This window comes from Shinella kummerowiae (assembly GCF_009827055.1).
GTDB classification, from domain to species: domain Bacteria; phylum Pseudomonadota; class Alphaproteobacteria; order Rhizobiales; family Rhizobiaceae; genus Shinella; species Shinella kummerowiae.
Genome location: NZ_WUMK01000009.1, coordinates 283,980 through 309,007 on the forward strand (window position 1 = coordinate 283,980; position 25,028 = coordinate 309,007).

The window sequence follows — 25,028 nt, forward strand, 5'->3', positions numbered from 1 at the left end:
AGCTCTGCGGACCGACCGAATGGCATTGAAACCGATCATGATCTCCACGCCTCTCACCTCAGTGGCCGAGTTGATGGGCATAGACCCGCGCGAACTGGAAAACGCCTTCATCTGCGAGGATTGGAGCGCCGAACTTGCTACCGGCCTCGTGCGGCTCGGTCCCCAGGCCGCCGCCCTGCACGATATCCCGAACGTCCGCTGCGGCATCATGGACCTGATCCAGCGGTATGAGCCGGCAGACCGGCAGAAGGTGCTGCTGGCGCTGGAAGAGGCGGCGACGATTGCCACGACCTTCAGCTTCGCCACGACGATCCGGTCCGATGCCAGCCTCTACCGGCCGGTCTTCTGTTTCGGCCGATCCTACACGGAAGACGGCATCAGCGGCGCCATTCACGCCACCTTTGCCATCGCCCGCCACTGTCTCGCGATGGCGGCCACAAGCCGCGGCCCGCTGAACTGACCCTTTTCTTTTGCGCGGGGAGCGCCTATCTCTCCCCGCATGAGACAGATTCTCCTCATCGTCGCCATTCTGGGCGCCGTTCTTTCCGGCTGGGTGCCGGCGGTCGCGGCGACGCTCAGCATTGCGCAGCCGGCCGGCATGCACGCCATGCACCAGATGGCCAAGGAGAGCGGCGACAGCAAACACGGCGACAAATCCAAGCCCGCCGCACATCCCGTCGCCTGTTCCGCCTGTTTCGCAATCGAGGTTTTCGGACTGGATCCCGTGCGCCAGGCGCTCGATGTTTCAAGCCACACCTCGATGGCCGTGCCGCAGTTGATCGGCCTCGCGCTGCCTCCAGTCGATCCCCCTCCCCGGTCCTGAACGGAACGAGACGGAATGCCGGGCGTTTTGCGCCCGATCCTCGATCCCTTTCAGAACTGGAAAACACAATGAATGCAAAGAACCTGTTTCTCGGCGCGGCCCTCGCGCTCGCCTTCGCCCTTCCCGCAATCGCCCAGGAAGCCGATCATTCCGGCCATCAGGGCATGACGATGGACGCGCCGGCCGGCGACCAGAGCGCCTCCACCAAGGCGTTCGTCGAGGCCAATGCGAAGATGCACAAAGGCATGGAGATCGACTTCACCGGCAATGCCGACGTGGATTTCGTGCGCGGCATGATCGCCCATCACCAGGGCGCCATCGACATGGCGAAGGTCGAACTGGAATACGGCAAGGACGATGCCATCCGCAAGCTTGCGCAGGAGGTCATCACCGCGCAGGAAGGCGAGATCAAGATGATGGAAGCCTGGCTCGCCAAGAACGCCAAGTAAAACAGGAAAGGCCCGCCGATTGCCGGCGGGCCTTTTCGTTCATCTCTTCGTTTTTCGCAGAATCCGCCGCGGGCAAGACTGCTCGCAGCCTCGCCGACCTTGCGTTATTCCCCTGCCACCCGCCGGGCCGCCGAGGCCTCGACAAGCGACGCCGCGATGACGCGGGCCATCAACAGGCTCGTTTCGCGAAGTTCGGTATTGCTGCCGCTGCGGGCGGACCGGATCAGGCGAAAACCTTCCCGGAGCATGATTTCCTGAGCCTTGCTGCAGGCCCAGCCTTCAAGACGAGATTCGTCGGTCACAGATATGTTCGGCCCCATATGTCCCCCATGCCAAATCATTCAGCATAAGCGGCACACCACGACTGCGCACAGGCGCGTCGACCCCAGAACTCTCGATGTATGAATTTGCCGCTGAAGTCTAAGCTACATGATTCGTTGTAAATTCAAACATGTATTTGCAACGGCTATACCGCAATCAGGGCCTTGTGAGCTGTTTCCTCTTCTCCTCGACTTCCCCGCGGCAGAAACACCCCTCGACATGGTCGTTGACGAGGCCCATGGCCTGCATGAAGGCATAGACGGTGGTGGGGCCGACAAAGGTCCAGCCACGTTTCTTGAGGTCTTTCGACAGTTTCACCGAGGTCGGCGTCGTCGGATTGGCGACGATCGTCTCCCAATCCACCCTTGCCGGCCGCTCCTGCGGGGTCGGCTCGAAGCTCCAGAAATAGCGGGCGAGCGTGCCGAACTCTTCGCGCAGCGCCTGCGCGCGGCCGGCATTGTTGATCGTCGAGACGATCTTGCCGCGGTGCCGCACGATGCCGGTGTCGGCAAGGCAACGGGCAATATCCGTCTCGTCGAACCTTGCCACGATGTCAAAATCGAAGCCGGCGAAGGCCGCGCGGAAACTCTCGCGCTTGCGCAGGATGGTGAGCCAGGACAGGCCCGACTGAAACCCCTCGAGGCAGATTTTCTCGAAGAGGCGCTGGTCGCTGGTGACCGGCTGGCCCCATTCCTCGTCATGGTAGCGGCGGTAGTCGTCCAGATTGCCATGCCATGCACAGCGCACGCGACCATCGTCGCCTTCCAAGAGCCCTTTTGCCATTGCCGTCTCCGTTTCCCATTTGTTCCGCTTTACCACTCGTCAACCACCTTTGGAAAGCGGGCAATAACCCTACTCAAAGCTTTATCGGCATCGTGCATGTTGAATGAACGGCCGTTTACCTTTCGCTTCATCGCAAGGTGCAAGCATTCTCCCGAACCGGCGCCGCTCTTTCCTTGCGGCGCAGCCCGGCGACGATCAGTAGCGAGTACGTCCGATGTTGATACGAACCCTTCTTGCAGCCACCCTCCTGTTCACCTCGACCGCAGCCTATGCGAACGAGCGTTACGTGAGCCGGCCGCCCATCATCGTAAGCCCCGACCTCACCGCGCCCTGGGTGATGCAGCTCACCGGCGAGGGCGTGCAGCCCGCCGTCAACCAGCGCCGCATCATCCAGCGCCAGAAGGTGCAGCAACGCCGCGTCATCCGCCGCGACGGTGCAGCCCGCATCGAGCAGGTGTCGGTAACGACGCGCGCGCAGAACCCCGTCCGGTCGAAAATCGACCCGATGTATCTGCCGCAGGTCGTATCCTACGAGAGCGAGCACAAGGCCGGCACGATCATCATCGATACCAACAATCGCTTCCTCTACCTGGTGATGGGCGATGGCAAGGCGCGGCGCTACGGCGTCGGCGTCGGCAAGCCGGGCTTCGAATGGGCGGGCGCACACAAGATCACCCGCAAGGCCGAGTGGCCGAGCTGGACGCCGCCGAAGGAAATGGTCGCCCGCGAGGCCGCCAAGGGCCATTACCTCCCGGCCTTCATGGAAGGCGGCCCGGAAAACCCGCTCGGCTCGCGCGCCATGTATCTCGGCTCGACGCTCTATCGCATCCACGGCACGAACGCGCCCTGGACGATCGGCTATGCGGTCTCCTCCGGCTGCATCCGCATGCGCAATGAGGACGTCGTCGACCTGTACGAGCGCGTCAATGTGGGCACGAAGGTCATCGTGATCTGACGGCAGCCGCCTGGTAACAACGACGCTGAATGAAGAACTCCGGTCGCCGCGCGGCCGGAGTTTTTTGCTTTTCAGGCAACACTTGCGGCAAGAAGCCGAAGAAATCCGGCTTCACACGCGTCTTACTGCCCATGGGCTGGTTTGAAATCGCTCAGAACTCGGCTAGCCTCCGGGAATTGAGGATTGAGAGGGAATACACCATGCGGAAATACGCATCGATCTTGCTGGCGACGGCCTTTGCCGTCACGGCGGTCATGCCGGTCACGTCGGCGAACGCCTTCCCCGCGGCCGTGCAGGGCAGCAATGTCGAGACGACGTCCAATGTGACGCTTGTTCAGCAGTACCAGAGCAAGAAGCAGGTTGCGGCGAAGTACAAGCGCACCAAGGTGCGTTTCGTCACCGACCAGGCGCCGGGCACCGTTATCGTCGATACGAACAACAAATATCTCTACTATGTCGAGGGCAACAACAAGGCGACGCGCTACGGCATCGGCGTCGGCCGTGATGGCTTCGGCTGGTCGGGCGTGGTGAAGGTCGGCCGCAAGGCGGAATGGCCGAGCTGGACGCCGCCGGCCGAAATGCGCCAGCGCGAGGCCAAGAAGGGCCGCATCCTGCCGGTTGTGCAGCCCGGCGGCGAGGACAACCCGCTTGGCGCACGCGCGCTCTATCTCTTCAAGGGCGGTCGCGACACCATCTTCCGCATCCACGGCACGAACCAGCCCTGGACGATCGGCCAGAACATGTCGTCCGGCTGTATCCGCATGATGAACAAGGACGTGGAGCATCTCTACGCCCGCGCCGACGTCGGCACCAAGGTCGTCGTGGTCGGCCCCGGCAATCGCCAGGGCGCGGTGGACTACAACGACCGCGGCGTCGATTTCTTCGGCAATCTGTTCGGCTTCGGCGGCTGAGCCGCCAGCCTGACGCAAACACCTTGATGCCGGCGTCGCGCCGGCATCTTTGTTTCAGCCGGCAGAGCAGGACACCTTGCCGGCGCGCCGCACCGGTTCATCGAGGCCGGCGCCTTCGACTTTCAGAGAATACGTGCCGTCATAGTTCAGCCCTTCCTCGTCCACCGTCGTCATCATGACGAAATCGAGCGCGGCAAAGGGCTCGCCATCGCCGGATTCCGCGTGGACGAGCAGGCGCAATTCGCCGTCATGCAACCAGTGATGCGTCAGCGAGGACGGATCGAGCGTCACCTTGTCGAGCCCCTTCTGCGCAAGATCCGCCGGAAGGTCGAGCTGACCGCGAAAGTTCAGGATGCCGCCGAGGCTGTAGCTGAAGCCCGCCTCCGCTTCGAAGGCGACGCTCTTGTCATCGACCGCGCAGCTGAAGCCGCCGGTGGCGAACGCCGGCGAGGACAAGATGGCGAGGGTAGCGACGGAAAGCAGGACGCGGCGCATGGCGATCTCCGGACGGGCTGGAATGCCACTCCTCTAGCAGCCACCGAGGGAAACGGCTGTTCCGCGCGTGACAGGATCAGGAAAGCACGGCGGGCTTCGTTCCGCCATAGGCCCAGTCGAGCAGTTCCACCGTATGCAGGATCGGGATTTGCGTGCCCGTCGCGATCTGCGTGATGCAGCCGATATTGCCGGTGGCGATGAGGTCCGGCTTGGTCGCCTCGATGTTCTTGACCTTGCGCGCCTTCAGCTTGCCGGAAATCTCCGGCTGGAGGATGTTGTAGGTGCCGGCCGAACCGCAACAGAGATGCCCTTCCGCCGGATCGCGCACCACAAAGCCCGCCTTCTTGAGAAGCGTCTTCGGCGCAAGCGTGATCTTCTGGCCGTGCTGCATGGAGCAGGCCGAATGATAGGCGACCGTCAGCCCGCGCGCCTCCTGCTGCGGCAGGTCCAGCGTCGCGAGATATTCCGTCACGTCCTTGGCAAGGGCGGAGACGCGCGCCGCCTTTCCCGCATAGGCGAGGTCCAGGCGCAGCATGAAGCCGTAATCCTTGATCGTCGTGCCGCAACCCGACGCGGTGATGATGATCGCATCGAGCCCACCCCGCTCGATCTCGTCGAGCCAGACATCGACATTGCGGCGTGCCGCCTCCAGTGCCTGTGCTTCCCGGCCCATATGGTGGACCAGCGAGCCGCAGCAGACTTCGCCTTCCGGCGCCACGACCTCGACGCCAAGGCGGGTCAGCAGGCGGATCGTCGCCGCGTTGATTTCCGGCTTCAGCACCGGCTGGGCGCAGCCTGACAGGATCGCCACCCGGCCCCGGCGCGGACCGGCGGCCGGATGCGTGCCGGGTTTTGCGCTGTCCGAGGGCTTGGGCAGCCTGCGCGGCGCGAGATCCAGCATGGCGCCGAAGGGTTCGAGCGGCTTGAACCGCTTGAGGAGACCGGCGAAGGGACGGCCGAGGGCCGCCGCCTTCAGCGCCAGACGGAAGCGGCCGGGATAGGGCAACACGGCGGCGAGCACGTTGCGGGTCAACCGGTTCCAGAAGGGGCGCCGGTAGGTTTCCTCGATATGCATGCGCGCATGATCGATCAGGTGCATATAGTCGACGCCGGAGGGGCAGGTCGTCGTGCAGGCCAGGCAGGAGAGGCAGCGGTCGATATGCGTGACGACCTCGGCATCCGCCGGTCGGCCATTCTCCAGCATGTCCTTGATGAGATAGATGCGGCCGCGCGGGCTGTCCAGCTCGTTGCCAAGCGTCACATAGGTCGGACAGGTCGCCGTGCAGAAGCCGCAATGCACGCATTTTCGCAGGATCTTTTCAGAAGTCGCGACATGCGGATCGGCGAGCTGCTCGGCGGTGAAATTGGTCTGCATCAGGCGTTCTCTCTACCATCGAGGATGGCGACATACCCCCCTCTGCCCTGCCGGGCATCTCCCCCACAAGGGGGGAGATCAAATTGCGGCAACACGTCGCCCATCGCTGGCGTTGCCAAGGACGTGAAGCCCTCGTACCCAGCCATTCTCCCCCCTTGTGGGGGAGATGCCCGGCAGGGCAGAGGGGGGTGAATAGGGCCGCAACAGCTCATCATCGACCTCACCCCACCATCCGCGACACGAACAAGGCGTTCGGATCGAAACTCGCCTTCACCCGCGCCGAGAGTGCCGCGACGGCATCGCTTTGCGGCTGGACGGTTTCCGTCGCCGCCAGCACCTCCGGTCGCGCCCTCAGCAAGGTCGTGTGCCCGCCGCCGACCGCCTTGATGTAACGGCGCAGCAGCGCGGCCTCCGGGTCGGATTCCATGCGCAGCCAGACGAGGCCGCCCTGCCAGTCGTAGAAGGCGTCGACCCCGGTTTCGAGGCGGAGTGCGGCAACGAGCTGCTGGCCCGCGATGGGGGCGACGGAGACGCGCCAGAGCGGGCGCGGTGTGCCATCGGCATAGGGCGCGGCGTCGCGGATTTCACGCCAGAGGCGGCGCGTGGTTTCGGCCTCGATCTGAGAGACGGCGCCGAAACGGGCCATGGCGGCACCCAGTTTTTCCGCGCGGACGGCAACCGAGGCGGCAAGGCCTTCGAGGCGCAGCACCGTGGCGGCGCCATCCGGCAAGGCGCCGCCGACGAAGCGACCGCGCACGCTTTCCGGCAGGTGCGCGGCGCCGGAGACTTCGACGGACATCGACATCGCCGTTGCCATGGCGGCAGCGGCTTCCGCATCGTTGAGGTTCGAGACGACGATGGTGGCAGCGGTTTCCGGCACCGGCAGCAGGCGGAAGGTGACCTCCGTCAACAGCGCCAGCGAACCATGCGAGCCGGCGAGCAGCTTTGCGAGATCGAGGCCGGTGACGTTCTTCATCACCCGGCCGCCCGCTTTCACCACCTCGCCCCTGCCATTGACGAAGCGGACGCCGAGCAGGCTGTCACGCGCGGCACCCGCCACGAAACGACGCGGCCCGGACGCATTGGTGGCGAAGACGCCGCCGATGGTGGGGATGCCGGACGTGCCGAGCGCGGCGCGCAGGTCGTTCGGCTCGAAGGCGAGCATCTGGCGCTTTTCGGCAAGGGCTGCTTCCACGGTCTCCAGCGGCGTGCCGGCACGCGCCGTCATGGTCATCTCGGCCGGATTGTAGGCAACGATGCCGTTCAGGCCCCGCGCCGACAATACGTCGGTGCCTTCGGGCGTGGCATGCAGGCTGCGGGTGCCGCCACCGCGGATGACGACGGCGGATTTTGTCAGGGCGGCAACGTGAACAAGCCGGGCGGCGGCCTCTTCGGACAGCGGTTCGTGAATCGGCGTCATGCGGCGGGGCGCCCTTCGAGCGGGAAGACTTTGGACGGGTTGAGCAGCCATTGCGGATCGAAGGCGGCGCGCACAGCCATCTGCTGGGCGAGATCGATATCCGTGTATTGATGACGCATCAGGTCGCGCTTCTCGATGCCGACGCCGTGTTCGCCGGTGAGGCAGCCGCCGGCATCGACGCAGAGTTTCAGGATGTCGTTGCCGGCCGCTTCGGCCCGCGCCGCATCTTCCGGGTCATTGGCATTGAACAGGATGAGCGGGTGCATGTTGCCATCGCCAGCATGAAAGACATTGGCGACGCGCAGTCCATATTTCGCGACGATCTCGGCGGTACCGCGCAACACATGCGACAGCTGGCCGAGCGGCACGGTGCCGTCCATGCAGATATAGTCGGCGATGCGGCCCGTGGCGCCGAAGGCGGATTTGCGACCCTTCCAGATCAGCGCCGCCTCAGTGGCGGACTGGCTTTCCTTGACGACCTTCACGCCATGGCGGTGGGCGATCTCGATGATGCTGGCCAGCATCGCATCCATCTCCGCCTCGGAGCCCTCGACCTCGACGATCAACAGCGCCTCGACATCCATCGGATAGCCAGCACCGGCAAAGGCTTCGCAGATGCCGATCGCCGGCTTGTCCATGAATTCGATGGCGACCGGGATGATGCCGGCACCGATGATATCGGTGACGCAGGCGCCCGCCTCTTCCGAGTTGTCGAAGCCGAAGAGCACGGGGCGCGCGCCTTCCGGTTTGGCGATGAGGCGGACGATCGCCTCGGTGACGATGCCGAGCTGGCCCTCGCCGCCGCAGACGACACCCAGCAGGTCGAGCCCGCCGGCATCGAGCGCCTTGCCGCCGAGATCGACGATCGTGCCATCGACCAGCACCAGCTTGACGCCGAGCAGGTTGTTGGTCGTCACCCCGTACTTCAGACAGTGCGCGCCGCCGGAATTCATGCCGATATTGCCGCCGATCGTGCAGGCGAGCTGCGAGCTCGGATCGGGCGCATAAAAGTAGCCGTCGGCGGAGACCGCGTCGGAAATGTTGAGATTGGTCACCCCGGCCTGCACGGTGGCCGTGCGGTTGGCATAGTCTACCTCGAGGATGCGCGACATTTTCGAGAGGCCGATGACGACGGCATCCTCCTGCGGGATCGCGCCCCCGGAGAGCGAGGTGCCGGCACCGCGCGGCACGACGGGCACGCCGTAGCGGTTGCAATATTTGAGGACGGCGGCGACCTGCTGTGTCGTCTCCGGCAAGGCGACGGCGAGCGGCAGGCGGCGGTAGGAAACGAAGGCGTCCGTCTCGAAGGGAACGAGTTCGCGCGGCTGGTGCACGAGACAGCCTTCCGGCAGCAGGTCGAGCAGGTCGGCGACGATTTCGCGGCGGCGGGAGAGAACCGCCGGCCGCGGCTCCAGGAACCCGATCTGATCCATGTTTTCTCCGCCCCTTCTTTCCTGCCACAAGCACACTATCAACGGCATCATGCAAGTGGTCTTTTTTCTTTACCACTTCCTATCCAGCGGTGCAAATGCTAAGCAATTTGTCCGCTTCGGCAACAATGGGCGCGACTGAATGACCAATCTCGGCGATCTCGAAATCTTTTCCCGCGTCATTTCCATGGGAAGTATGTCGGCAGCGGGGCGGGCACTCGGGTTGTCCCCAGCGGTGATCTCCAAGCGTGTGAAAAGACTGGAAGAACGGCTCGGCACCCGGCTGTTCCAGCGCACGACGCGGCAGATCTCGCTGACCGAGGCCGGACAGGGTTTCTACGAGCGCATCGTCGGCATTCTCTCGGGCATCGAAGAGGCGGAAGCCTTCGTGTCCGGCCGGTCGGGCGCGGTGCGCGGCACGCTGCGCATTTCCGCGCCGACATCCTTCGGCCGCATGCATATCGCCCCCAATCTCAAGGGCTTCATGGACGCCCATCCGGAACTCACCGTCAACCTGATGCTGACCGACGACTTTTCCGACATTGTCGGCGGCGGTTTCGACCTGGCGATCCGCATCGGTGAACTGTCGGATTCCTCGCTCGTCGCCCGCAGGCTCGCTTCGGTGCGACGCGTGCTCTGCGCCTCGCCCAATTACATTGCCCGCCACGGCGAACCGGCCTCGTTGGAGGACCTTGCAAACCATATCTGCCTGCCGCCGCACACACAGGACGTCTGGCGGCTGGAAGGACCGGAGGGCAATGTCACCTACCGTCCGCAGGGGTCCCTCTACACCAATTCAAGTGAGGTGGTGCGCGAGGCGGTGTTTTCCGGCATGGGGATCGCGCTGCGCTCCACCTGGGACGTCGGCCCGGCGCTGAAGAACGGCGAGCTCGTGCAGGTGCTGCCGCACTACGAGGGCTCGCGCAACGTGGTGCTCTCTGCGGTCTATCCGAGCCGACAATTCCTGCCGGTCAAGGTGCGGCTGTTCATCGATTACCTCGCCGATCTCTACGGCCCCGTGCCCTATTGGGAGCGCTGAGGGCGATTGGCGCGGAGACGCGCTTGCGCTAGGCTGCCGCTCTCTCAAGGAGGATGGCAGATGATCGGCAGGGTGTTCCTGATAGCGGCCTTCATGGGCCTGGCATTTCCGGCGGCCGCCGCAGCCCGGCCACTCGATCCGCTGCTTGAGGGTTTCGACGACGCCTGCGCCTATAGCGATGCGCTGGCCACCCTGCTGCAATCGAGCTACGCCTTCGCGCGCAAGGAGGGGACGCTGTCCATGCCGGCCGGCTATGAGGCCATGTTCGGCCCGCCCAGCGTCAAGCCCGAGAACGAATATCTCCAGGTGACCTTGCCCGTTGTGGACGGCACCTGGCGCGGCGTGCCCGTCAAGGAGATCGAGGTCTACATCACCGCGCTCGAAAGCGGCTTCATCTACCACGCCGTACTCTTCCAGCCGGATGCGCTGAAGGCGGCCGAGGCCGCGTTCAAGCAGCGGGGCATCGCCGCGCAGAAGAAGCTTGCGGCACAGGATGATTCCGGCTTCGGCTGGGACACCGGCTTTGCCATCATCGACGGCGCGCCGCGCTACCAGTGCGACCTCTCCACCTGATTTAGTGTTTGTCCTCTTCCGCATGCCGCTGGCGGATCGCCCGGACGAGCAGCCACATACCGGCGATGACGAAGGGCACGGCGATGCCGGTCAGCGTTTCGGGCTTGACCGGTAGGCCGAGACCGTGTGCCGCCTTCGCCACATAGCCGAAGAGGCCGACGACATAGTAGGAGATCGCCGCGACCGAAAGGCCTTCGACGGTCTGCTGCAGGCGCAACTGCAATTTCGCGCGGCGGTCCATCGAGTTGAGCAGCGTCGAATTGAGTTGTTCCAGCTCCACGTCGATCCAGCTTCTCAGCAGGGCGGTGGCGCGGGCGAGTTTGCGTGACAGGTTCGCCTGCCGTTCCTCGACGGACTGACAGGTGCGCATGGCCGGCGCAAGACGACGTTCGAGGAAGAAGCCGAGCGTTTCATAACCGGGCACCGCCATTTCCGCGAGCGTGCGGATGCGCTCCTGCACGATGCCGTAATAGGCGCGGCTGGCGCCGAAACGGTAGAGGCTGAGCGCGGCATTGGCCTCCAGCTCGGCGGCAAGACGGGTGATTTCCGACAGCAGCTCATCTGCCTTGTCGCGGGCATGCTGCTTCATGGCGTTGGTAATGCCGGTCAGCCCGTCCTCGATGCGGCGGATTTCCGGCGAAAGCGACTGGGCGAGCGGCAGGCCCATCATGGCGAGCGTGCGGTAGGTCTCGATGTCGAGCAGACGCTGCACGACAGCACCGCGCCCGGCCTCGTTCATGCCGCGGTCGATGACGAGGATCTGCGTCAGCCCGTCGCCGTTCTGGCGGAAGTCGGTCAGGATCATCGCCTGGCCGTTCTTGATCTCGCTGTAACAGAGGCTTGTCGGGTCGAAACTGGCGATCGCCTCGCGCGTTTCCGGTGAATCGGGCCGTATTTCCAGGCGGATGCCAGAAATCATCGTGCCGGGCGGCGAAAAGCTGTCGCCGAACGGATGGATCGGAACTTCGCCGCCGAATTTTTCCGGCACCGGGCCGTCCCAGAAATAGGTCGAGAATTCGGTGTGCCGTTCCCAGCGCAACGTGCCCTGCCCCCAGCTCAGCGCGTGGTGGCTGGAATCGCGGCCGGGCGGCGAGATGCCGCGCGAGCGCGACACTTCCGCCATCACGGCATGATCCACCGCCGAACCACCTTCCGTCAGGAAGGCGAGCTGAAAAATGACGCGTGGTGACGGCACCAGCGCATATGGTCGAGCGTGAATTTCCCCGAGCGCCTGCGCACGCGAAGTCGCCTGCGGAAAAGCGAAGCTGCCTTTTGCCATGTCTGCACCGTTCCCCCATGTGCAACAGCTCTTTCTTAACAAATGTCAGGGCCTGGAAGATAGGACGCATTGACGCAGGGGAAAACGATCAAGTGGACAAGATTGTTGACCAGTTTCCGCCGGCATTGATACTATCGCCGTCGTGACCGATACCAGCTTCGACCTTTTCGCCCGCATCAGCCACAACCGCACCGCCGACGAGGTGGTGCGGCAGATCGAACTGTTGCTGCTGGAAGGTATCCTGCGCGACGGGGATCGCCTGCCCGGCGAGCGCGAGCTTTCCAAGCGGCTCGACGTGTCCAGGCCCATCCTGCGCGAAGCGCTGAAGGAGCTAGAAAACCGCGGCCTGCTTGTCAGCCAGCATGGTGACGGCACCTATGTTGCCGACATTATCGGCCAGGTCTTTTCGCCCGCCGTCGTCGATCTCATCGCTCGCCACCAGCGCGCGACGGAGGACTATATCGAGTACCGCCGCGAGCTCGAAGGCATCACCGCCGACCTCGCCGCCCGGCGCGCCACAGACTATGACCGGCAGATGCTGACACGCATCATGGAGGCGATGCGCGCCGCGCATAGTGGCGGGTCCTTCGATGCCGAACTCGAGGCGGATGTCGACCTGCACAACGCGATCGGCGAGGCCGCGCACAATATCGTGCTGCTGCATACGCTGCGCGCCTGTTACCGGCTGCTGGCGCAAGGGATCTTTTTCCACCGCCACCTCGTTTTCACCTCGGAGGAAGCACGTGGGCATCTGCTGGCCCAACACGAGGCGATCTATGCAGCGATCATGGCGGGCGACGGAAATGCGGCACGACATGCCGCTCAGGCGCATATGGACTATATCGCCGTCGCGATCCGCGAAGCGGAACGCAGCGGCGAATGGCAACGTATTGCACAGCTGCGCATGCAAAAACGCGGTATCGTGCCGCAAGCCTGACTTGCGCCGTAAATCTCACGCAAGCATGATATACGATAACGACTCAGCGAGCGTATCCCGATAAGAGGAATGAAAAAGACCTTGAACCTTCTCAACCGCATCGTCAGCGACGTCCATCTCATGTTCCAGCGGCCCGCGCGGGAGCAATATGGGGCCCTGTGCTATCGTGTGCGGAAGAAGCGTCCGGCGGTCGAAGTCCTCCTGATCACCAGCCGCGACACGGGCCGATGGGTCATTCCCAAGGGCTGGCCGATGGACGGCAAGAGCGCACCTGCCGCCGCCGCGCGCGAAGCATGGGAAGAGGCGGGCGTGAAAGGCAAGATCGGTGAGGAGCCGATCGGCAGCTACCACTATATGAAGGGCCTGCCGGAAGGACTGAAGGTCGATTGCCGGGTGCGCGTTTTCCCGCTTGCCGTCGATGAGATGGTCAAGAATTTCCCGGAAAAGGGCGAGCGGCGCGCCGAATGGGTCGATTGCACGGAGGCCGCCGCCCGTGTGCAGGAACCGGGGCTCAAGCATCTTCTCCTCGCTTTCGAGCAGACGATGCTTGGCGCCCTCGCACCGGAATCCAAAGACGGTACGACCGGCGCCTGATACGACCGTCGTCCCAAGGCTGTCTATGCCCTGAAACGCCAATGAATCATTGCTCCGCGGCTCGAAATCGGCCCGCGGATCAATTATTCAGTGGATTGGAAATCCACAGCAACCTTTGCGCCTCGCAAGCGACGCGCGACGCTGTATTGCCTTTCGGCAAAGACGGAGCAGCATGAATGGCCAATTCACCGGTTCAGCTACACAAGCCGACGCTGGACAAGGATCTTGAAAAACTGACCTTCACCGAACAGGCCACGCACTTCGTGCTGCGGTCCTGGGCGGGCGTGGGCATTTCGCTGGTCTTCCTGCTGATCACCATGGCCGTTGCCGATAGTTTCGCCGTGGGCACGCCGGGCGTGCTGGTGATTGCCGTCACCGCCGCCCTCGCCGCCTACATGGCCATGAACATCGGTGCAAACGACGTAACGAACAATGTCGGTGCCGCCGTCGGCGCGCGCGCCATGAGCATGGGCGTCGCCCTTGGCATTGCCGCCGTCTTCGAGATTGCCGGAGCACTCCTCGCCGGCCAGGGCGTTGCCGCGACGGTCGCGTCGGGCATCGTCGATCCCGCCATCTTTCCAAGCCCCGAGGCCTTCGCCTGGGCGATGATGGCGGCGCTGGTTTCGGCAGCGCTCTGGATCAATATCGCCACGCTTGCCAATGCGCCGATCTCCACCACGCACGCCATCATCGGCGGCGTGATCGGTGCGGGTGCTGCCGCAAGCGGCTTCCACAGCGTGCAATGGGAGGCCATCGCCGTCATCGTCGTCAGCTGGACCGTGTCGCCGATCCTCGGCGGCGTGATTGCTGCCGCCTTCCTCTATTTCCTCAAGGAAACCATCATCTACCGCGAGGACAAGATCGCCGCGGCGAAGACCTGGGTTCCCGTGCTCGTCGCGCTGATGGCCGGCGCTTTCGCCGCCTTCATCGCCAATGGCGGCACCAATGGTTTTTACGACATACCGATCGGCCGGGCGCTGCTCGTTGGCCTCGCCTTCGGCATTGTCACCTATTTCGTGACGCGGCCCATCATCCGACGGCACGCCGAAGGCCTCGACAACCGCAACCAGTCGCTGCGCACGCTGTTTCGCATTCCGCTGATCTGCTCGGCTGCGCTGTTGTCTTTTGCGCACGGCGCCAACGACGTGTCGAACGCCGTCGGCCCGCTCTATGGCGTCGTCTCGGCGCTGCGTCCGGGCGATGCCGACAACGGCGCGACAATTCCGCTATGGGAGATGGCGATCGGTGCGTTTGGTATTTCGCTCGGCCTGCTGCTGTTCGGCCCGCGTCTCATTCGCATCGTCGGCAACCAGATCACCAAGCTCAACCCGATGCGCGCCTTCTGCGTGGCGCTGTCCTCCGCCGTTGCCGTGTTGACGGCCTCGGTCTTCGCCATTCCCGTCTCCTCGACGCATATCGCCATCGGCGCGGTGTTCGGTGTCGGCCTGTTCCGCGAGTGGTACACCCGCAACTCCCGGCGCCGCATCGACTATATCCGCAGCCGCGGCAACCGCGTCGCGGAGGAAGAGGAAATGCCGGCCAATCCCGACGAGATGCGTCGCCGCTATCTCGTTCGCCGCTCGCATTTCATGACGATCGTCTCGGCCTGGATCGTGACGCTGCCCGTCTCGGCGGTCCTGTCGGCCATCATCTTCCTCATCCTCAACGCACTCTTCACCTGAGAGGCCGGCATGCGTGCAAATTATCGGATGCAGCGCCTTTTCGTTGAAGACGCCCTCTCCGCCGGGCAAGCCTTCGAGGCCGCGAAAGAGCACTTCCACTATCTCACCAACGTGCTGCGCATGGCGGACGGCGATGCCGTGCTGCTGTTCAACGGGCGTGACGGAGAGTGGCGGGCGGAACTCTCGCTGCCGACCCGCAAACGGCTTATGCTGACGCCGACCGAGCTGACGCGGCCGCAGCCGGAGCCTTCGGACCTGCACTATCTCTTTGCCCCCCTGAAAGTCGGACGGCTCGATTACATCGTGCAGAAGGCGGTGGAGATGGGGGCCGGCGTGCTCCAGCCGGTGATGACCCAGCATGTCCAGGGCAAGATCACCAGCATCGAGCGGCTGCAGGCCAATGCCGTCGAGGCCGCCGAACAGTGCGGTATCCTCGCGATCCCGCAGGTTGCAGCGCCCCGCAAGCTGGAGGACCTGCTCTCCGGCTGGCCGCGCGAGCGGCGCATCATCTTTTGCGACGAGGGCCATGGCAGCCAGAACCCGCTGCCGGCGCTGCAACAGATCGCAGAACGCAAACTCGCTCTTCTCGTCGGCCCCGAGGGCGGCTTTTCGGATGACGAGCGCACGTTGCTGCGCGGCCTCGATTTCGTGACGCCCGTCCCGCTCGGCCCCCGCATCCTGCGCGCCGATACGGCGGCGGTGGCGGCCATGGCGGTCATCCAGGCAGCGATCGGCGATTGGGTTTGAGCGCCCGCACCGTCTGCCCGCTGGAATTGCGGGCAAGCAAGAAGGCGAATTTTCACGAAAAGTCGAATGGGTTTTTTTGAATATGCCTTGAAAGGAATTCGCTTGCACCGCATCTAATTCCGGTCCAAGCACCCTTCCCAAGGCCCTGCGGTTCCGCCGGGCGCCATCCGTTCAGAAGAAGACGCCCATGGCCCGTGATACCACCGACCAGACGCCGATCCGCACCGTCGCGGACATGGCGGACTACCTCGCCGAAGGCAACAAGCCGAAGGAAAGGTTCCGTATCGGCACCGAGCATGAGAAATTCGTCTTCTTTACGGCCGACAACAGTCCCGTTCCCTATTTCGGCGAAGCCAGCATCTCGGCACTGCTGAACGGCATGCAGGCCAAGACCGGCTGGGAGCCGATCATCGATGCCGGCCACATCATCGGCCTCGCCGAACCGTCCGGCATGGGCGCGATCTCGCTGGAGCCGGGTGGCCAGTTCGAGCTTTCCGGCGCGCCGCTGGAAAACCTGCACCAGACCTGCAAGGAATCCAACCAGCACCTCGCGACGCTGCGCGAAATCGCCGAACCACTCGGCATCCGGTTCCTCGGCATGGGCGGCAGCCCGAAATGGTCGTTTGCCGAAACGCCGCGCATGCCCAAAAGCCGCTACGACATCATGACCCGCTACATGCCGAAGGTCGGCAGCCAGGGGCTCGACATGATGTATCGCACCTGCACGATCCAGGTGAACCTCGACTTCTCCTCCGAGGTCGACATGCGCCGCAAGATGCAGGTGTCGCTGAAGCTGCAGTCGATGGCGACGGCGCTGTTCGCCTCCTCGCCCTTCACCGAGGGCAAGCCGAACGGCCTGCTCTCCTGGCGCGGCGACATCTGGCGTGACACGGACAACAACCGCGCCGGCCTCATCCCCTTCGCCTTCAAGCCGGATTTCGGCTTTATCGACTATGTCGAATGGGCGCTCGACGTGCCGATGTATTTCGTCGTGCGCGACGGCAAGTACCATGACTGCACGCACATCACCTTCCGCCAGTTCATGGCCGGCGCGCTGAAGGGCGAGCTCGCCGACTGGGAGCCGAACCTCGGCGACTGGACGAACCACCTCTCCACCCTGTTCCCCGACGTGCGGCTGAAGCGCTTCCTCGAAATGCGCGGCGCGGACGGTGGCCCGTGGCGGCGCATCTGTGCGCTGCCCGCCTTCTGGGTCGGCCTGCTCTATGACGACGGCGCGCTGGATGCCGCCGAGGCCCTGACGCGCGACTGGACGGTCGAGGAAGTCTCGGCACTGCGCGACGCCGTGCCGGCCCAGGGCCTCAAGGCCGACTTCCGCGGCAAGCCGTTGCTCGACACGGCGCGCGAAGTGGTCTCGATTTCCCGCCAGGGTCTCAAGGCCCGTGCCCGCCTCAATGGCGACGGCGTCGACGAGACCATCTTCCTTGCACCGCTCGACGAGGTGCTGGCGAAGAAGGCGACGCTCGCGGAAGACATGCTGGCGCTCTACAACGGCCGCTGGAACGGCTCGGTCGAGCCGGTCTTCACCGACTACCAGTACTGAGCCCTCCCCTCGAAAAAGCGGTTTGCGTGGGCAAAATTCCCGTTATAGTGCAGGCACATGCATGTGCCTGCACGGGGAAGGGTTCACGATGCTTTCGCTCTACGACATGATGATGCAGGCGCAGAACGGCAACGCCATAGAGACCATGGCGCGGCAGTTCGGACTGGCGCAGGAACAGGCGACGAAGGCCGTCGCCGCGCTGATGCCGGCCTTTTCCGAGGGGTTCAAGCGCAACGCCGCCAATCCGTACGACATGGCCGCCTTCATGCAGGCGCTGACGTCAGGCGAACACGCCAAATATTTCGAGGACATGAGCAAGGCCTTCACGCCGCAGGGCCTGGCGGATGGCAACGGCATTCTCGGCCATCTCTTCGGCAACAAGGACGTCTCGCGCGCCATCGCCGCGCAAGCCGCGCAGATGACCGGCATCGGCCAGGAAATCTACAAGCAGATGCTCCCGGTGATGGCGAGCACGCTGATGGGCGGCCTGTTCAAGCAATCCTTTGCCCCCTTCATGCCGGGTGCTGGCAGCACACAGGCCAATCCCTTCGCCGACATGATGCAGCAATGGGCGGAAGCCACCGGCCTTGCGAAGAAGCCGGAGCCGGCAAATCCCTTCGACAACCCGTTCACACAGGCTGCGCAGGAATTCTTCGGCGCGGGCCAGAAGAAGGATGCCCCGGCAAACCCCTTCACGGACAATCCTTTTGCAAAAGCCTTCCAGGACATGATGGCGAGCATGGGCGGCCAGCCTGCGGCAAGCGGCAAGCCCAGCGAACCGCAAACCACGCCGGCGGATTCGCTGAAGGGCCTCGTAAACACGATGTTCGACACCGGCCTCGAAATGCAGAAGGACTACCAGCACAACATCGAATCGATCTTCGAAACGATGCGCACCGGCATGGAGCCAGGCAACGGCAAGAAGGGTTGAGGATCAGGCCGCTGCCCGATCCTGCGCCACGTCTTTCGGCACATTGAAGCGCTCGACGATCGCCGCAAGCGAGCGTGTGTCGCCGGCAAGGCCGGACATGCCGGCGGCCGTCTGCGAAACCGCCTGACGGTTTTGCGCCGTCACCTGCTCCATCGCGTTCATCGAACGGCTGATATCGCCGAGGCTTGAGGATTGCTGGTTGGCGGCCGCCGCAATCGAGTGGATATGGTCGTTGATGCGGGTGACCTGTTCGGCGATGCCGGATAGGGCAGAACCCGTCTGCTGCACGAGATCCACGCCCTTTGCAACCTCGACACCCGACTTGGTGATCAGCGCCTTGATGTCCTTGGCGGCGTTGGCGGAGCGTTGCGCGAGTTCGCGCACCTCCTGCGCCACGACCGCAAAGCCCTTGCCGGCGTCGCCAGCGCGCGCCGCTTCCACACCGGCATTCAGCGCCAAAAGGTTGGTCTGGAAGGCGATCTGATCGATGACGTTGATGATGTTCGAGATTTCGCGGGATGCTCCTTCGATGCGCTCCATGGCGGAGACCGCGTCGGAGACGACCGTGCTCGACAGGTCCGTGCTGCTCTTGGCCTCGGTCGCCATGCGCGACGCCTCGCCGGCACGCGCCGTGGAACTGCGGATCGCCTCCATCATCTGGCCGACGGCCTCGGTGGTGCGCTCCAGCGCCGCAACCTGGCTCTCTGTGCGCTCGGCCATGTCTCGGGCAGCGGCATCGACATGGGCAACCTTGCCGTCAATCGAGCGGGCATTCGACGACACGGCGGCAATCGTCTCTGCGAGACGGCGGACGGATGTGTTGAAATCCATGCGCAATTCGTCGAGCCCGTCCGAGAATTCATGGTCGATGACCGTCGACAGGTCGCCGGCGGACAGCCGCTCCAGCGCCGCGCCGAGCGTTTCGACCGCCTGTTGAACCTGCCGCTGCTGCGCGGCCTTGGCCTCTTCCTGCGCCCTCTGCTCGCGCGCCGTGGAATCGCGGCTTTCCGCACTGGAGCGTTCCAGCGCGTCCTTGTCGAGGGCTGCGGCACGGAAGACGGCGACGGAGCGCACCATATCGCCAATCTCGTCGGCGCGGTTTTCCTTCGGCAGGGCGATTTCGGTGTTGCCGGCGGCAAGCTCGGTCATCGCCTTGACGAGCTGGTGGATGGGCCTTGTCAGCGCGCGGGAGAAGATGGTGGCGGCGAGGATCGCCAGGCCGATGATCGCGGCGGTGAGGCCGAGCACGATCAGCGTGCCGCGCATCAGGCCCGCGGTCGCCTCGGCCTTGGTGATTTTCGCAATGACCGACCAGTCCGTGCCGCCGAAGGAGAGTGGCGATGCGGCCGCATAGAGGTCCGCGCCCGCGGCGTCGACGATCGTGCCGTGGGTCTCGCTGCCGACCGGCAGGCCCGTAATGTCGAGACGCGTCTTCAGCGCATCCGGCTCCGGCGTGCGGGCGGAATCGGTCAGCACCGTGCCATCGGCGCGCACCAGCACCGTTTCGCCGGTGTCGCCAAGGCCCTTGTTGTTGCCGAAGATGGCATCGATCTTGGCGTTCGGCACGCGCAGGGCCATGATGCCGAGCGTGCGGCCGTTCATGGTGATGGGGGCTGCGACGAAAGCCGCCGGCGCGCCGTCGAGCGCGGCATAGGCGGAGAAATCGGAAAAGACGATGCCGCCCGGCTCCTTGAGCGCCAGCGCCTCCTTGAAGGCCGTCGTCAGGCCACTGTCCTTGTAGGAGCCATCAAGCAGGTTCGTGCCGAAATCCTCGGCCTTGGCGACGGAGTAGAGCACATTGCCCTTTGGATCGATCATGTAGAGATCGGCATAGCCCTGCGATTCCAGGTGCTTGCGGAAGGTCACATGGTACTGCTTGTGGGCGCGGTCGAAATTGTCCTTCTTCGCCGTGTCGAGCAGGAAGCGGCTCTCCGGCGGGTTTGGATTGTTCGTGATGTAGCGTGCATGCAGTTCCTTGGCGGGCTCCTTGCCGAGTGCGCCCCAGGCGCCGGCGAAGCCGTAGAAGGCCTGTGTGGTCGGCATGGCGGTGGAGAGGCTCAGGAGATCGAGCTTCATGCCCTCCAGATAGGTGCGGGCCTCGTTGCGCCGACCGTCGGCGGTTGCTTCCAGCTTCTGCATCACCTGTTCGGTGACCGTATCGGCGCTGACGATCAGCGACACGGCGCTGGCGGCACCGATGGAAAGAAGCGTGAGCACGGCGGCAGCAAGGGGCAGTTTCCGGGAAATCCGCATGACGATCCGTCCGATAGCTCAGGCATTTCCGGCAAACGACACGGTTTGCGTTCGGAACTGCGACAATACGAGAGAGCGATTCCGGCTCATCCGGAGAGCAGACAGCGTCATGCCCGCGGAAAGATTCCACGGCTGCCAAAGCAACGGTAGCTGAGGCTGGTTTACCTAAGGTAAAGCGAAGGCTGCGGGATGTTTTGAAAAAGCCCGACGCGGACCTTGGGAGTCGCACGTCGGGCAAGCGGCAGGGTTATTGGCTCTCACCCTGCGGGGAAGTTTGGTGTCGACCCGGGAGGTAGGTCGGCACCAGCAGAAATCAATCCGTAATCAATCCGTCCGGCCACCGCGCAGATGACGGCGGGCACGTTCGCGTGCGGCGATCGTCAGATGCAGGCCGGCATCGGAGAAGAAGGACGCGTCGCGGACATCCTGAACATCACTCCGGCACAGCCCCATATCGAAGAGCTGGTGATCGTCGAGTTCGCTCAACCGGTTGACCACGCGGCGATTCTGCCAGGCGCGCGCAAATCGGTAGATGGCATTGCGAACACGGTCGAGGAGGCTCGGGGCCGGACGGCGCGTTGCGAGGATATCGATTTCCAGTCTGCGGTCGATCATGCGCATGGCATTTCTCCTTTCCGGCGCGGCGATCCATCGTCCTCGATGGGGTTTCGCTCGACACCCGTGATCGTTCGCCATCCGCAGGGACGGTGGCGGTTTACAGGTCAAGTCTTGGGAAGAGCCGAGCCGGGAGGTCGAGGCGAAGCGGCAGATCCTGCCGAACGATCGACCGGCGGACGGATCAATCGTTCAACAATTGCTTTTTCGCAGAATCTCATTGATCAGTCCAACGAATGTTTCTAATAGTATCAATCAAACAATCTTATGGGTGCCGTTATGTCCGCTCCGTTAGACATAGACCAGCTTCAGACCTTCGTTGCGATTGCCGATACCGGAAGTTTTACGCGCGCGGCCGAGCGGGTTTTCAAGACCCAGTCCGCCGTTTCCATGCAGATGCGGCGCCTCGAGGAACGCATCGGCAAGCAGCTCTTCATGAAGGACGGCCGCGGCAACCGGCTGACCGCGGAGGGCGAGCGCCTGCTCAACTATGCCCGCCGCATGATGCGCCTCAACAACGAGGCCATCGCCGCCTTCGACGACAACCGTCTCGAAGGCATGCTGCGCATCGGCACGCCGGACGACTATGCCGACCGCTACATGCCGGAAATCATCATGCGGTTTGCCAAGACGCATCCGAATGTCGAACTCTACATCGTCTGCGAGCCCTCCGTGGACCTCGCGGAGAAGATGGCGAAGGGTGAGCTCGACATCGCGCTCGTCACCCACAACCCGCGCCAGCGCCAATCCGACGTGGTGCGGACCGAACCGCTCTGCTGGGTCATGTCGGCAAACCATCCGCTGTCGGAGAACGCACCGGTGCCGCTTGCCGTCGGCCGACGCGACTGCCAGTGGCGGCAGATCGCCTGCGCGGCGCTCGATTCCGTGGGGCGCGATTATCAGGTCCTGTTCACCAGCTGGTCGTCCACCGTGGTCGCCGCCGCCGTGATGGCGGGCATGGCCGTCTCGGTCTTGCCGGAATCGGCCCTGCGCCCCGGCATGAAGGTGCTGACCCAGGCCGATGGCTTCCCGCCGCTCGCCCCCGTGCAGATCGGCATCATGCGGCGACCGGGCCTGTCGCCTTCGCTCTCCAACGCCATTACCAGCCACATCACGGCCTGCCTCGACAACATCACACCGCTGACGGCGAACGATGAGCTGACCGAGGCTGAAGTGAAGGTCTTCCCACGCATCCAGCGGCTGCGGCAGAGCAATATCCTGCCCGGATGGTGACGCAGCTTCCCCTCGACGGCATTCCCGCAGGCAAAGCCGGGCCGTCCAGCGTGCGGATCCGCCTTGCCCGCGAAGACGAAGTGGAGACCCTTCGCCTGATCGAGCGTTCGGCCGCGCAGTCGTTCCGCTTGATCGAAGCGCTCTCCTGGCTCGCCGTCGGCGATGTGCAAAGCGCCGAGCGGCATCACGAACTCCTGGCGCAGGGAACCAATTGGGCGGCGGTCAGCGAGGAGGATGCTCCCGTCGGCTTCCTGAGCGCGGAGGTCGTCGAGCAGGACCTGCACATCTGGGAAATTTCCGTCGACCACCTGCACCAGGGCTTCGGAATTGGCCGCAAACTGATCCAGCAGGCCCTCGACCACGCGGCAACGCATGGCCTCGAAGCCGTGACGCTCACCACCTTCCGCACGATCCCCTGGAACTGCCCCTACTACGAGCGGCTCGGTTTTCGCACGCTCGACGAGACCGAGATGTCGCCGCGCCTCGCGGAGGTTCTCGACCTCGAAGCCGAACACGGGCTTGCGCGCGACACCCGCTGCGCCATGCGCCTGACCGTCGACGGTTAAAAACGAAAAACCCCGGCGTGCTGCCACGCCGGGGCCTTCTCTTCATAAAATGCGTGCGATCAGTCGTATGTCGCCTGCTTGCCGTCGAAATAGATGGTGTTGGCTTCGCAGATGTTGATCGTCGTCTCATCGCCCTTGATGCTGGAGCCGTCCTCGGCCTCCCAGGTGACGTAGAACTCGATGTCGCAGCCGCCCTCGTAGTTGAACTCCATGTTGGCGGTCTCACCGCCATTGAGCTTGAAGTTCATCCAGTTGGCGCTCCATTCACCGTCCTCCCCGGTGTAGAAGCCGTCGATGATGTAGCCCGAGTCGTTCTTGATATCGAACTTCATGCCGGCAGCGGAAGCGGCCGGGGCGGAGAGAAGCAGCGTCGCGGCAGCAAGTGCGGCGATCGATTTGGTGACGATAGACTTCACGGAAATGATCCTGTTTGAACAGTGTTAAATCGCTCGCCTGATACCGCAATGTTTTGCTTGGCAGCATACTCGCAATGGTTTTGTTGCCCCTAAAGAAACGGGGCCGGGCTCACCCGGAGCCTGGCCCCGTTTTCTCAAACGGAACAGCTATTTGCTTTATTCGAGGCCTACATCCCTTAAGCGAGATTCGTCCTCAAAAAGTCCACCGTGCGCTGCCAGGCGAGATCGGCGGCGGCCTTGTCGTAGCGGGCGGCCGAGGTATCGTTGTTGAAGGCGTGGTTGGCCCCGTCATAGACGTGGATCTCGAAGGTCTTGCCGGCCGCCTCCAGCGCCTTGCGATAGGCATCGATGCCGGCATTGATGCGCTCGTCGAGCCCGCCATAGTGCATCATCATCGCCGCCTTGATCGCCGGCACGTCTTCCGCCGGCGGCTGAGCGCCATAATAGGCGACGCCGGCCTTCAGTTCCGGCGACTTGGTGGCGAAACGATTGACGAGGCCGCCGCCCCAGCAGAAGCCGATCGCGCCGACCTTGCCGTTCGCACCGTCGAGTTCGGTCAGGAATTTAAGGCTCGCCTCCGCATTCGCCACGGTGACCGCAGGGTCGAGCTTGCCGATCATCTCGCGCGCCTGGTCCTCATTGTCCGGCGTGCCGCCCGAGGGAGACAGGAAATCGGGGGCGAGCGCGACAAAGCCTTCGAGCGCCATGCGGCGCGCCACGTCGCGGATATGCGGATTGAGACCGCGGTTCTCGTGGATGACGATGACGCTGCCGAGCGGGCCGGTCGCCTCCTTCGGGCGCACCAGATAGCCCTTCATCTCGCCGGAACTGCCGCCATAGACGACATCCCTGGCAACGATACGGTCGTCATTCGAGGCGATCATCTCGGCACTTGCCGAGTTCGCCGCCAATAGCGGGGCAATGGCGGCCGCGGCCGCGCCCGAGCCCGCGAGCACCGTCAGGCGTTCCATGAAGCGGCGGCGGTCGAGCGTCAGATGGGTATAGTCGTCATAGGCGTCGATCATCGCCTGTGTGATCTGCGGCTTGTCCATGGCGGATCCTCCGGGTTTTCAGCCGAAGGATAAGATAGGCCGCGCAATTGCGACCGCGGAACACAACTGCGTTACTGCGCGCTCACGTGAAAGCGAGCCAGACGCCGAGCCATATCCACAGCAGACCGACCACCGCAAGCCCCGCGATGAACAGCGGGCGGCGATGGCGGATGCGGTTGCTGGTGACATGCACATAGGCATGCGCATAACGCAGCGCGACGAACAGCCAGCCGCCGGCGACGGTCACCGGATTGTCGGCATCGACGAGGTAGAGCAGGATGCTCACGGCATAGAACAGCACCGGCAGCTCGAACTGGTTGGCGAGGCAATTCTTGACCACCAGGCTTTCGGTCGGCTCCTCACGGTTTTCGCGGAATTGCTCGACGCGCGCGCTGCCGTCCTTGACCGCGCCGACGCGGCGGAACGAGAGCAGCAAATAGAGGCAGAAGACGAGCGCGACATGCGCGATCATCGGCCAGATCGTGGCTTCCGTGGGAGACATGGTAATCCTTCGGCTTGTCGTTTCGAACCGGTTTAGGGGTTTCCAGTGGAAGCCTCAACCCGAAAGGTCGTCACGACAAGCCGAAG

General features: G+C 63.8%; 27 protein-coding genes. 15 read left to right on the forward strand and 12 right to left on the reverse strand.

Annotated features, from left to right (window positions below):
• Positions 1-19 precede the first annotated feature (19 nt).
• The 3 genes from GR138_RS23525 to copM all read left to right on the forward strand — a co-directional run bounded on the left by GR138_RS23525 (position 20) and on the right by copM (position 1,272).
• The gene (locus GR138_RS23525; protein WP_160861691.1) at positions 20-460 is read left to right on the forward strand and encodes a hypothetical protein; all 441 of its coding nucleotides are present in this window, start codon (positions 20-22) and stop codon (positions 458-460) included.
• A gap of 39 nt (positions 461-499) precedes the next feature.
• The gene (locus GR138_RS23530) at positions 500-823 is read left to right on the forward strand and encodes a hypothetical protein (protein ID WP_160861692.1); all 324 of its coding nucleotides are present in this window, start codon (positions 500-502) and stop codon (positions 821-823) included.
• A 68-nt stretch (positions 824-891) separates the two neighbouring features.
• Positions 892-1,272: a CopM family metallochaperone gene (gene copM / locus GR138_RS23535; RefSeq protein WP_160861693.1), complete on the forward strand. Its 381-nt coding sequence runs from the start codon at positions 892-894 to the stop codon at positions 1,270-1,272.
• A gap of 104 nt (positions 1,273-1,376) precedes the next feature.
• Here copM and GR138_RS23540 read toward each other — a convergent pair whose 3' ends face one another.
• Positions 1,377-1,574: a hypothetical protein gene (locus GR138_RS23540; protein ID WP_160861694.1), complete on the reverse strand. Its 198-nt coding sequence runs from the start codon at positions 1,572-1,574 to the stop codon at positions 1,377-1,379.
• 175 nt (positions 1,575-1,749) lie between these two features.
• Positions 1,750-2,376 (reverse strand): DNA-3-methyladenine glycosylase I, encoded by a 627-nt coding sequence (locus GR138_RS23545; protein WP_160861695.1) that lies wholly within the window; start codon positions 2,374-2,376, stop codon positions 1,750-1,752.
• 214 nt (positions 2,377-2,590) lie between these two features.
• Here GR138_RS23545 and GR138_RS23550 point away from each other — a divergent pair, with 214 nt between their 5' ends.
• Positions 2,591-3,331, forward strand: a complete 741-nt coding sequence (locus tag GR138_RS23550) for a L,D-transpeptidase (RefSeq protein WP_160861696.1) — start codon at positions 2,591-2,593, stop codon at positions 3,329-3,331.
• 200 nt (positions 3,332-3,531) lie between these two features.
• The gene (locus tag GR138_RS23555; RefSeq protein WP_160861697.1) at positions 3,532-4,242 is read left to right on the forward strand and encodes a L,D-transpeptidase; all 711 of its coding nucleotides are present in this window, start codon (positions 3,532-3,534) and stop codon (positions 4,240-4,242) included.
• 54 nt (positions 4,243-4,296) lie between these two features.
• Here the strand turns inward: GR138_RS23555 and GR138_RS23560 are convergent, their stop codons facing one another.
• The 4 genes from GR138_RS23560 to GR138_RS23575 form a co-directional block, all read right to left on the reverse strand.
• The gene (locus GR138_RS23560; protein ID WP_160861698.1) at positions 4,297-4,737 is read right to left on the reverse strand and encodes a hypothetical protein; all 441 of its coding nucleotides are present in this window, start codon (positions 4,735-4,737) and stop codon (positions 4,297-4,299) included.
• A gap of 76 nt (positions 4,738-4,813) precedes the next feature.
• A complete protein-coding gene (gene glcF / locus GR138_RS23565) occupies positions 4,814-6,112 on the reverse strand; it encodes a glycolate oxidase subunit GlcF (protein ID WP_160861699.1) in 1,299 nt (432 codons plus the stop codon).
• Between the two features lie 220 nt (positions 6,113-6,332).
• On the reverse strand, positions 6,333-7,532 hold the full coding sequence (locus tag GR138_RS23570) for an FAD-binding protein (protein WP_160861700.1): 1,200 nt from the start codon (positions 7,530-7,532) through the stop codon (positions 6,333-6,335).
• On the reverse strand, positions 7,529-8,965 hold the full coding sequence (locus GR138_RS23575; RefSeq protein WP_160861701.1) for an FAD-linked oxidase C-terminal domain-containing protein: 1,437 nt from the start codon (positions 8,963-8,965) through the stop codon (positions 7,529-7,531). The genes GR138_RS23570 and GR138_RS23575 overlap by 4 nt, the downstream gene beginning before the upstream one ends.
• A gap of 139 nt (positions 8,966-9,104) precedes the next feature.
• Here GR138_RS23575 and GR138_RS23580 point away from each other — a divergent pair, with 139 nt between their 5' ends.
• Complete coding sequence (locus tag GR138_RS23580; RefSeq protein ID WP_160861702.1) at positions 9,105-10,001, forward strand: LysR family transcriptional regulator; 897 nt, start codon at positions 9,105-9,107, stop codon at positions 9,999-10,001.
• A 60-nt stretch (positions 10,002-10,061) separates the two neighbouring features.
• Positions 10,062-10,574, forward strand: a complete 513-nt coding sequence (locus GR138_RS23585) for a hypothetical protein (RefSeq protein ID WP_160861703.1) — start codon at positions 10,062-10,064, stop codon at positions 10,572-10,574.
• Between the two features lies 1 nt (position 10,575).
• Here GR138_RS23585 and GR138_RS23590 read toward each other — a convergent pair whose 3' ends face one another.
• The gene (locus tag GR138_RS23590) at positions 10,576-11,853 is read right to left on the reverse strand and encodes a DUF3422 family protein (RefSeq protein WP_160861704.1); all 1,278 of its coding nucleotides are present in this window, start codon (positions 11,851-11,853) and stop codon (positions 10,576-10,578) included.
• A gap of 142 nt (positions 11,854-11,995) precedes the next feature.
• Here GR138_RS23590 and GR138_RS23595 point away from each other — a divergent pair, with 142 nt between their 5' ends.
• From GR138_RS23595 to GR138_RS23620, 6 genes are all read left to right on the forward strand, one after another.
• Positions 11,996-12,790 carry an FCD domain-containing protein gene (locus GR138_RS23595; RefSeq protein WP_160861705.1) on the forward strand — a complete coding sequence of 265 codons (795 nt, stop codon included), beginning with the start codon at positions 11,996-11,998 and terminating at the stop codon, positions 12,788-12,790.
• Positions 12,791-12,871: 81 nt separating this feature from the next.
• A complete protein-coding gene (locus tag GR138_RS23600) occupies positions 12,872-13,384 on the forward strand; it encodes an NUDIX hydrolase (protein ID WP_160861747.1) in 513 nt (170 codons plus the stop codon).
• Between the two features lie 176 nt (positions 13,385-13,560).
• Positions 13,561-15,066 (forward strand): inorganic phosphate transporter, encoded by a 1,506-nt coding sequence (locus GR138_RS23605; protein WP_160861706.1) that lies wholly within the window; start codon positions 13,561-13,563, stop codon positions 15,064-15,066.
• Between the two features lie 9 nt (positions 15,067-15,075).
• A complete protein-coding gene (locus GR138_RS23610) occupies positions 15,076-15,813 on the forward strand; it encodes a 16S rRNA (uracil(1498)-N(3))-methyltransferase (RefSeq protein ID WP_160861707.1) in 738 nt (245 codons plus the stop codon).
• 187 nt (positions 15,814-16,000) lie between these two features.
• Positions 16,001-17,374, forward strand: a complete 1,374-nt coding sequence (locus GR138_RS23615; protein WP_160861708.1) for a glutamate--cysteine ligase — start codon at positions 16,001-16,003, stop codon at positions 17,372-17,374.
• A gap of 88 nt (positions 17,375-17,462) precedes the next feature.
• Positions 17,463-18,305 carry a DUF937 domain-containing protein gene (locus GR138_RS23620; protein WP_160861709.1) on the forward strand — a complete coding sequence of 281 codons (843 nt, stop codon included), beginning with the start codon at positions 17,463-17,465 and terminating at the stop codon, positions 18,303-18,305.
• Positions 18,306-18,308: 3 nt separating this feature from the next.
• Here GR138_RS23620 and GR138_RS23625 read toward each other — a convergent pair whose 3' ends face one another.
• Together GR138_RS23625 and GR138_RS23630 are read right to left on the reverse strand one after the other, a co-directional pair.
• Positions 18,309-20,558, reverse strand: coding sequence for a methyl-accepting chemotaxis protein (locus GR138_RS23625; protein WP_160861710.1), 2,250 nt, complete (start codon positions 20,556-20,558; stop codon positions 18,309-18,311).
• 324 nt (positions 20,559-20,882) lie between these two features.
• Positions 20,883-21,179, reverse strand: a complete 297-nt coding sequence (locus tag GR138_RS23630; protein ID WP_160861711.1) for a DUF1127 domain-containing protein — start codon at positions 21,177-21,179, stop codon at positions 20,883-20,885.
• A gap of 273 nt (positions 21,180-21,452) precedes the next feature.
• Here GR138_RS23630 and GR138_RS23635 point away from each other — a divergent pair, with 273 nt between their 5' ends.
• Together GR138_RS23635 and GR138_RS23640 are read left to right on the forward strand one after the other, a co-directional pair.
• The gene (locus tag GR138_RS23635) at positions 21,453-22,406 is read left to right on the forward strand and encodes a LysR substrate-binding domain-containing protein (RefSeq protein WP_160861712.1); all 954 of its coding nucleotides are present in this window, start codon (positions 21,453-21,455) and stop codon (positions 22,404-22,406) included.
• Positions 22,403-22,972: a GNAT family N-acetyltransferase gene (locus GR138_RS23640; protein ID WP_202402795.1), complete on the forward strand. Its 570-nt coding sequence runs from the start codon at positions 22,403-22,405 to the stop codon at positions 22,970-22,972. The genes GR138_RS23635 and GR138_RS23640 overlap by 4 nt, the downstream gene beginning before the upstream one ends.
• A gap of 59 nt (positions 22,973-23,031) precedes the next feature.
• Here GR138_RS23640 and GR138_RS23645 read toward each other — a convergent pair whose 3' ends face one another.
• From GR138_RS23645 to GR138_RS23655, 3 genes are all read right to left on the reverse strand, one after another.
• Positions 23,032-23,388 (reverse strand): hypothetical protein, encoded by a 357-nt coding sequence (locus tag GR138_RS23645; RefSeq protein ID WP_160861714.1) that lies wholly within the window; start codon positions 23,386-23,388, stop codon positions 23,032-23,034.
• A gap of 176 nt (positions 23,389-23,564) precedes the next feature.
• The gene (locus GR138_RS23650; protein WP_160861715.1) at positions 23,565-24,440 is read right to left on the reverse strand and encodes a dienelactone hydrolase family protein; all 876 of its coding nucleotides are present in this window, start codon (positions 24,438-24,440) and stop codon (positions 23,565-23,567) included.
• A gap of 82 nt (positions 24,441-24,522) precedes the next feature.
• The gene (locus GR138_RS23655) at positions 24,523-24,942 is read right to left on the reverse strand and encodes an MAPEG family protein (RefSeq protein WP_160861716.1); all 420 of its coding nucleotides are present in this window, start codon (positions 24,940-24,942) and stop codon (positions 24,523-24,525) included.
• Positions 24,943-25,028 lie beyond the last annotated feature (86 nt).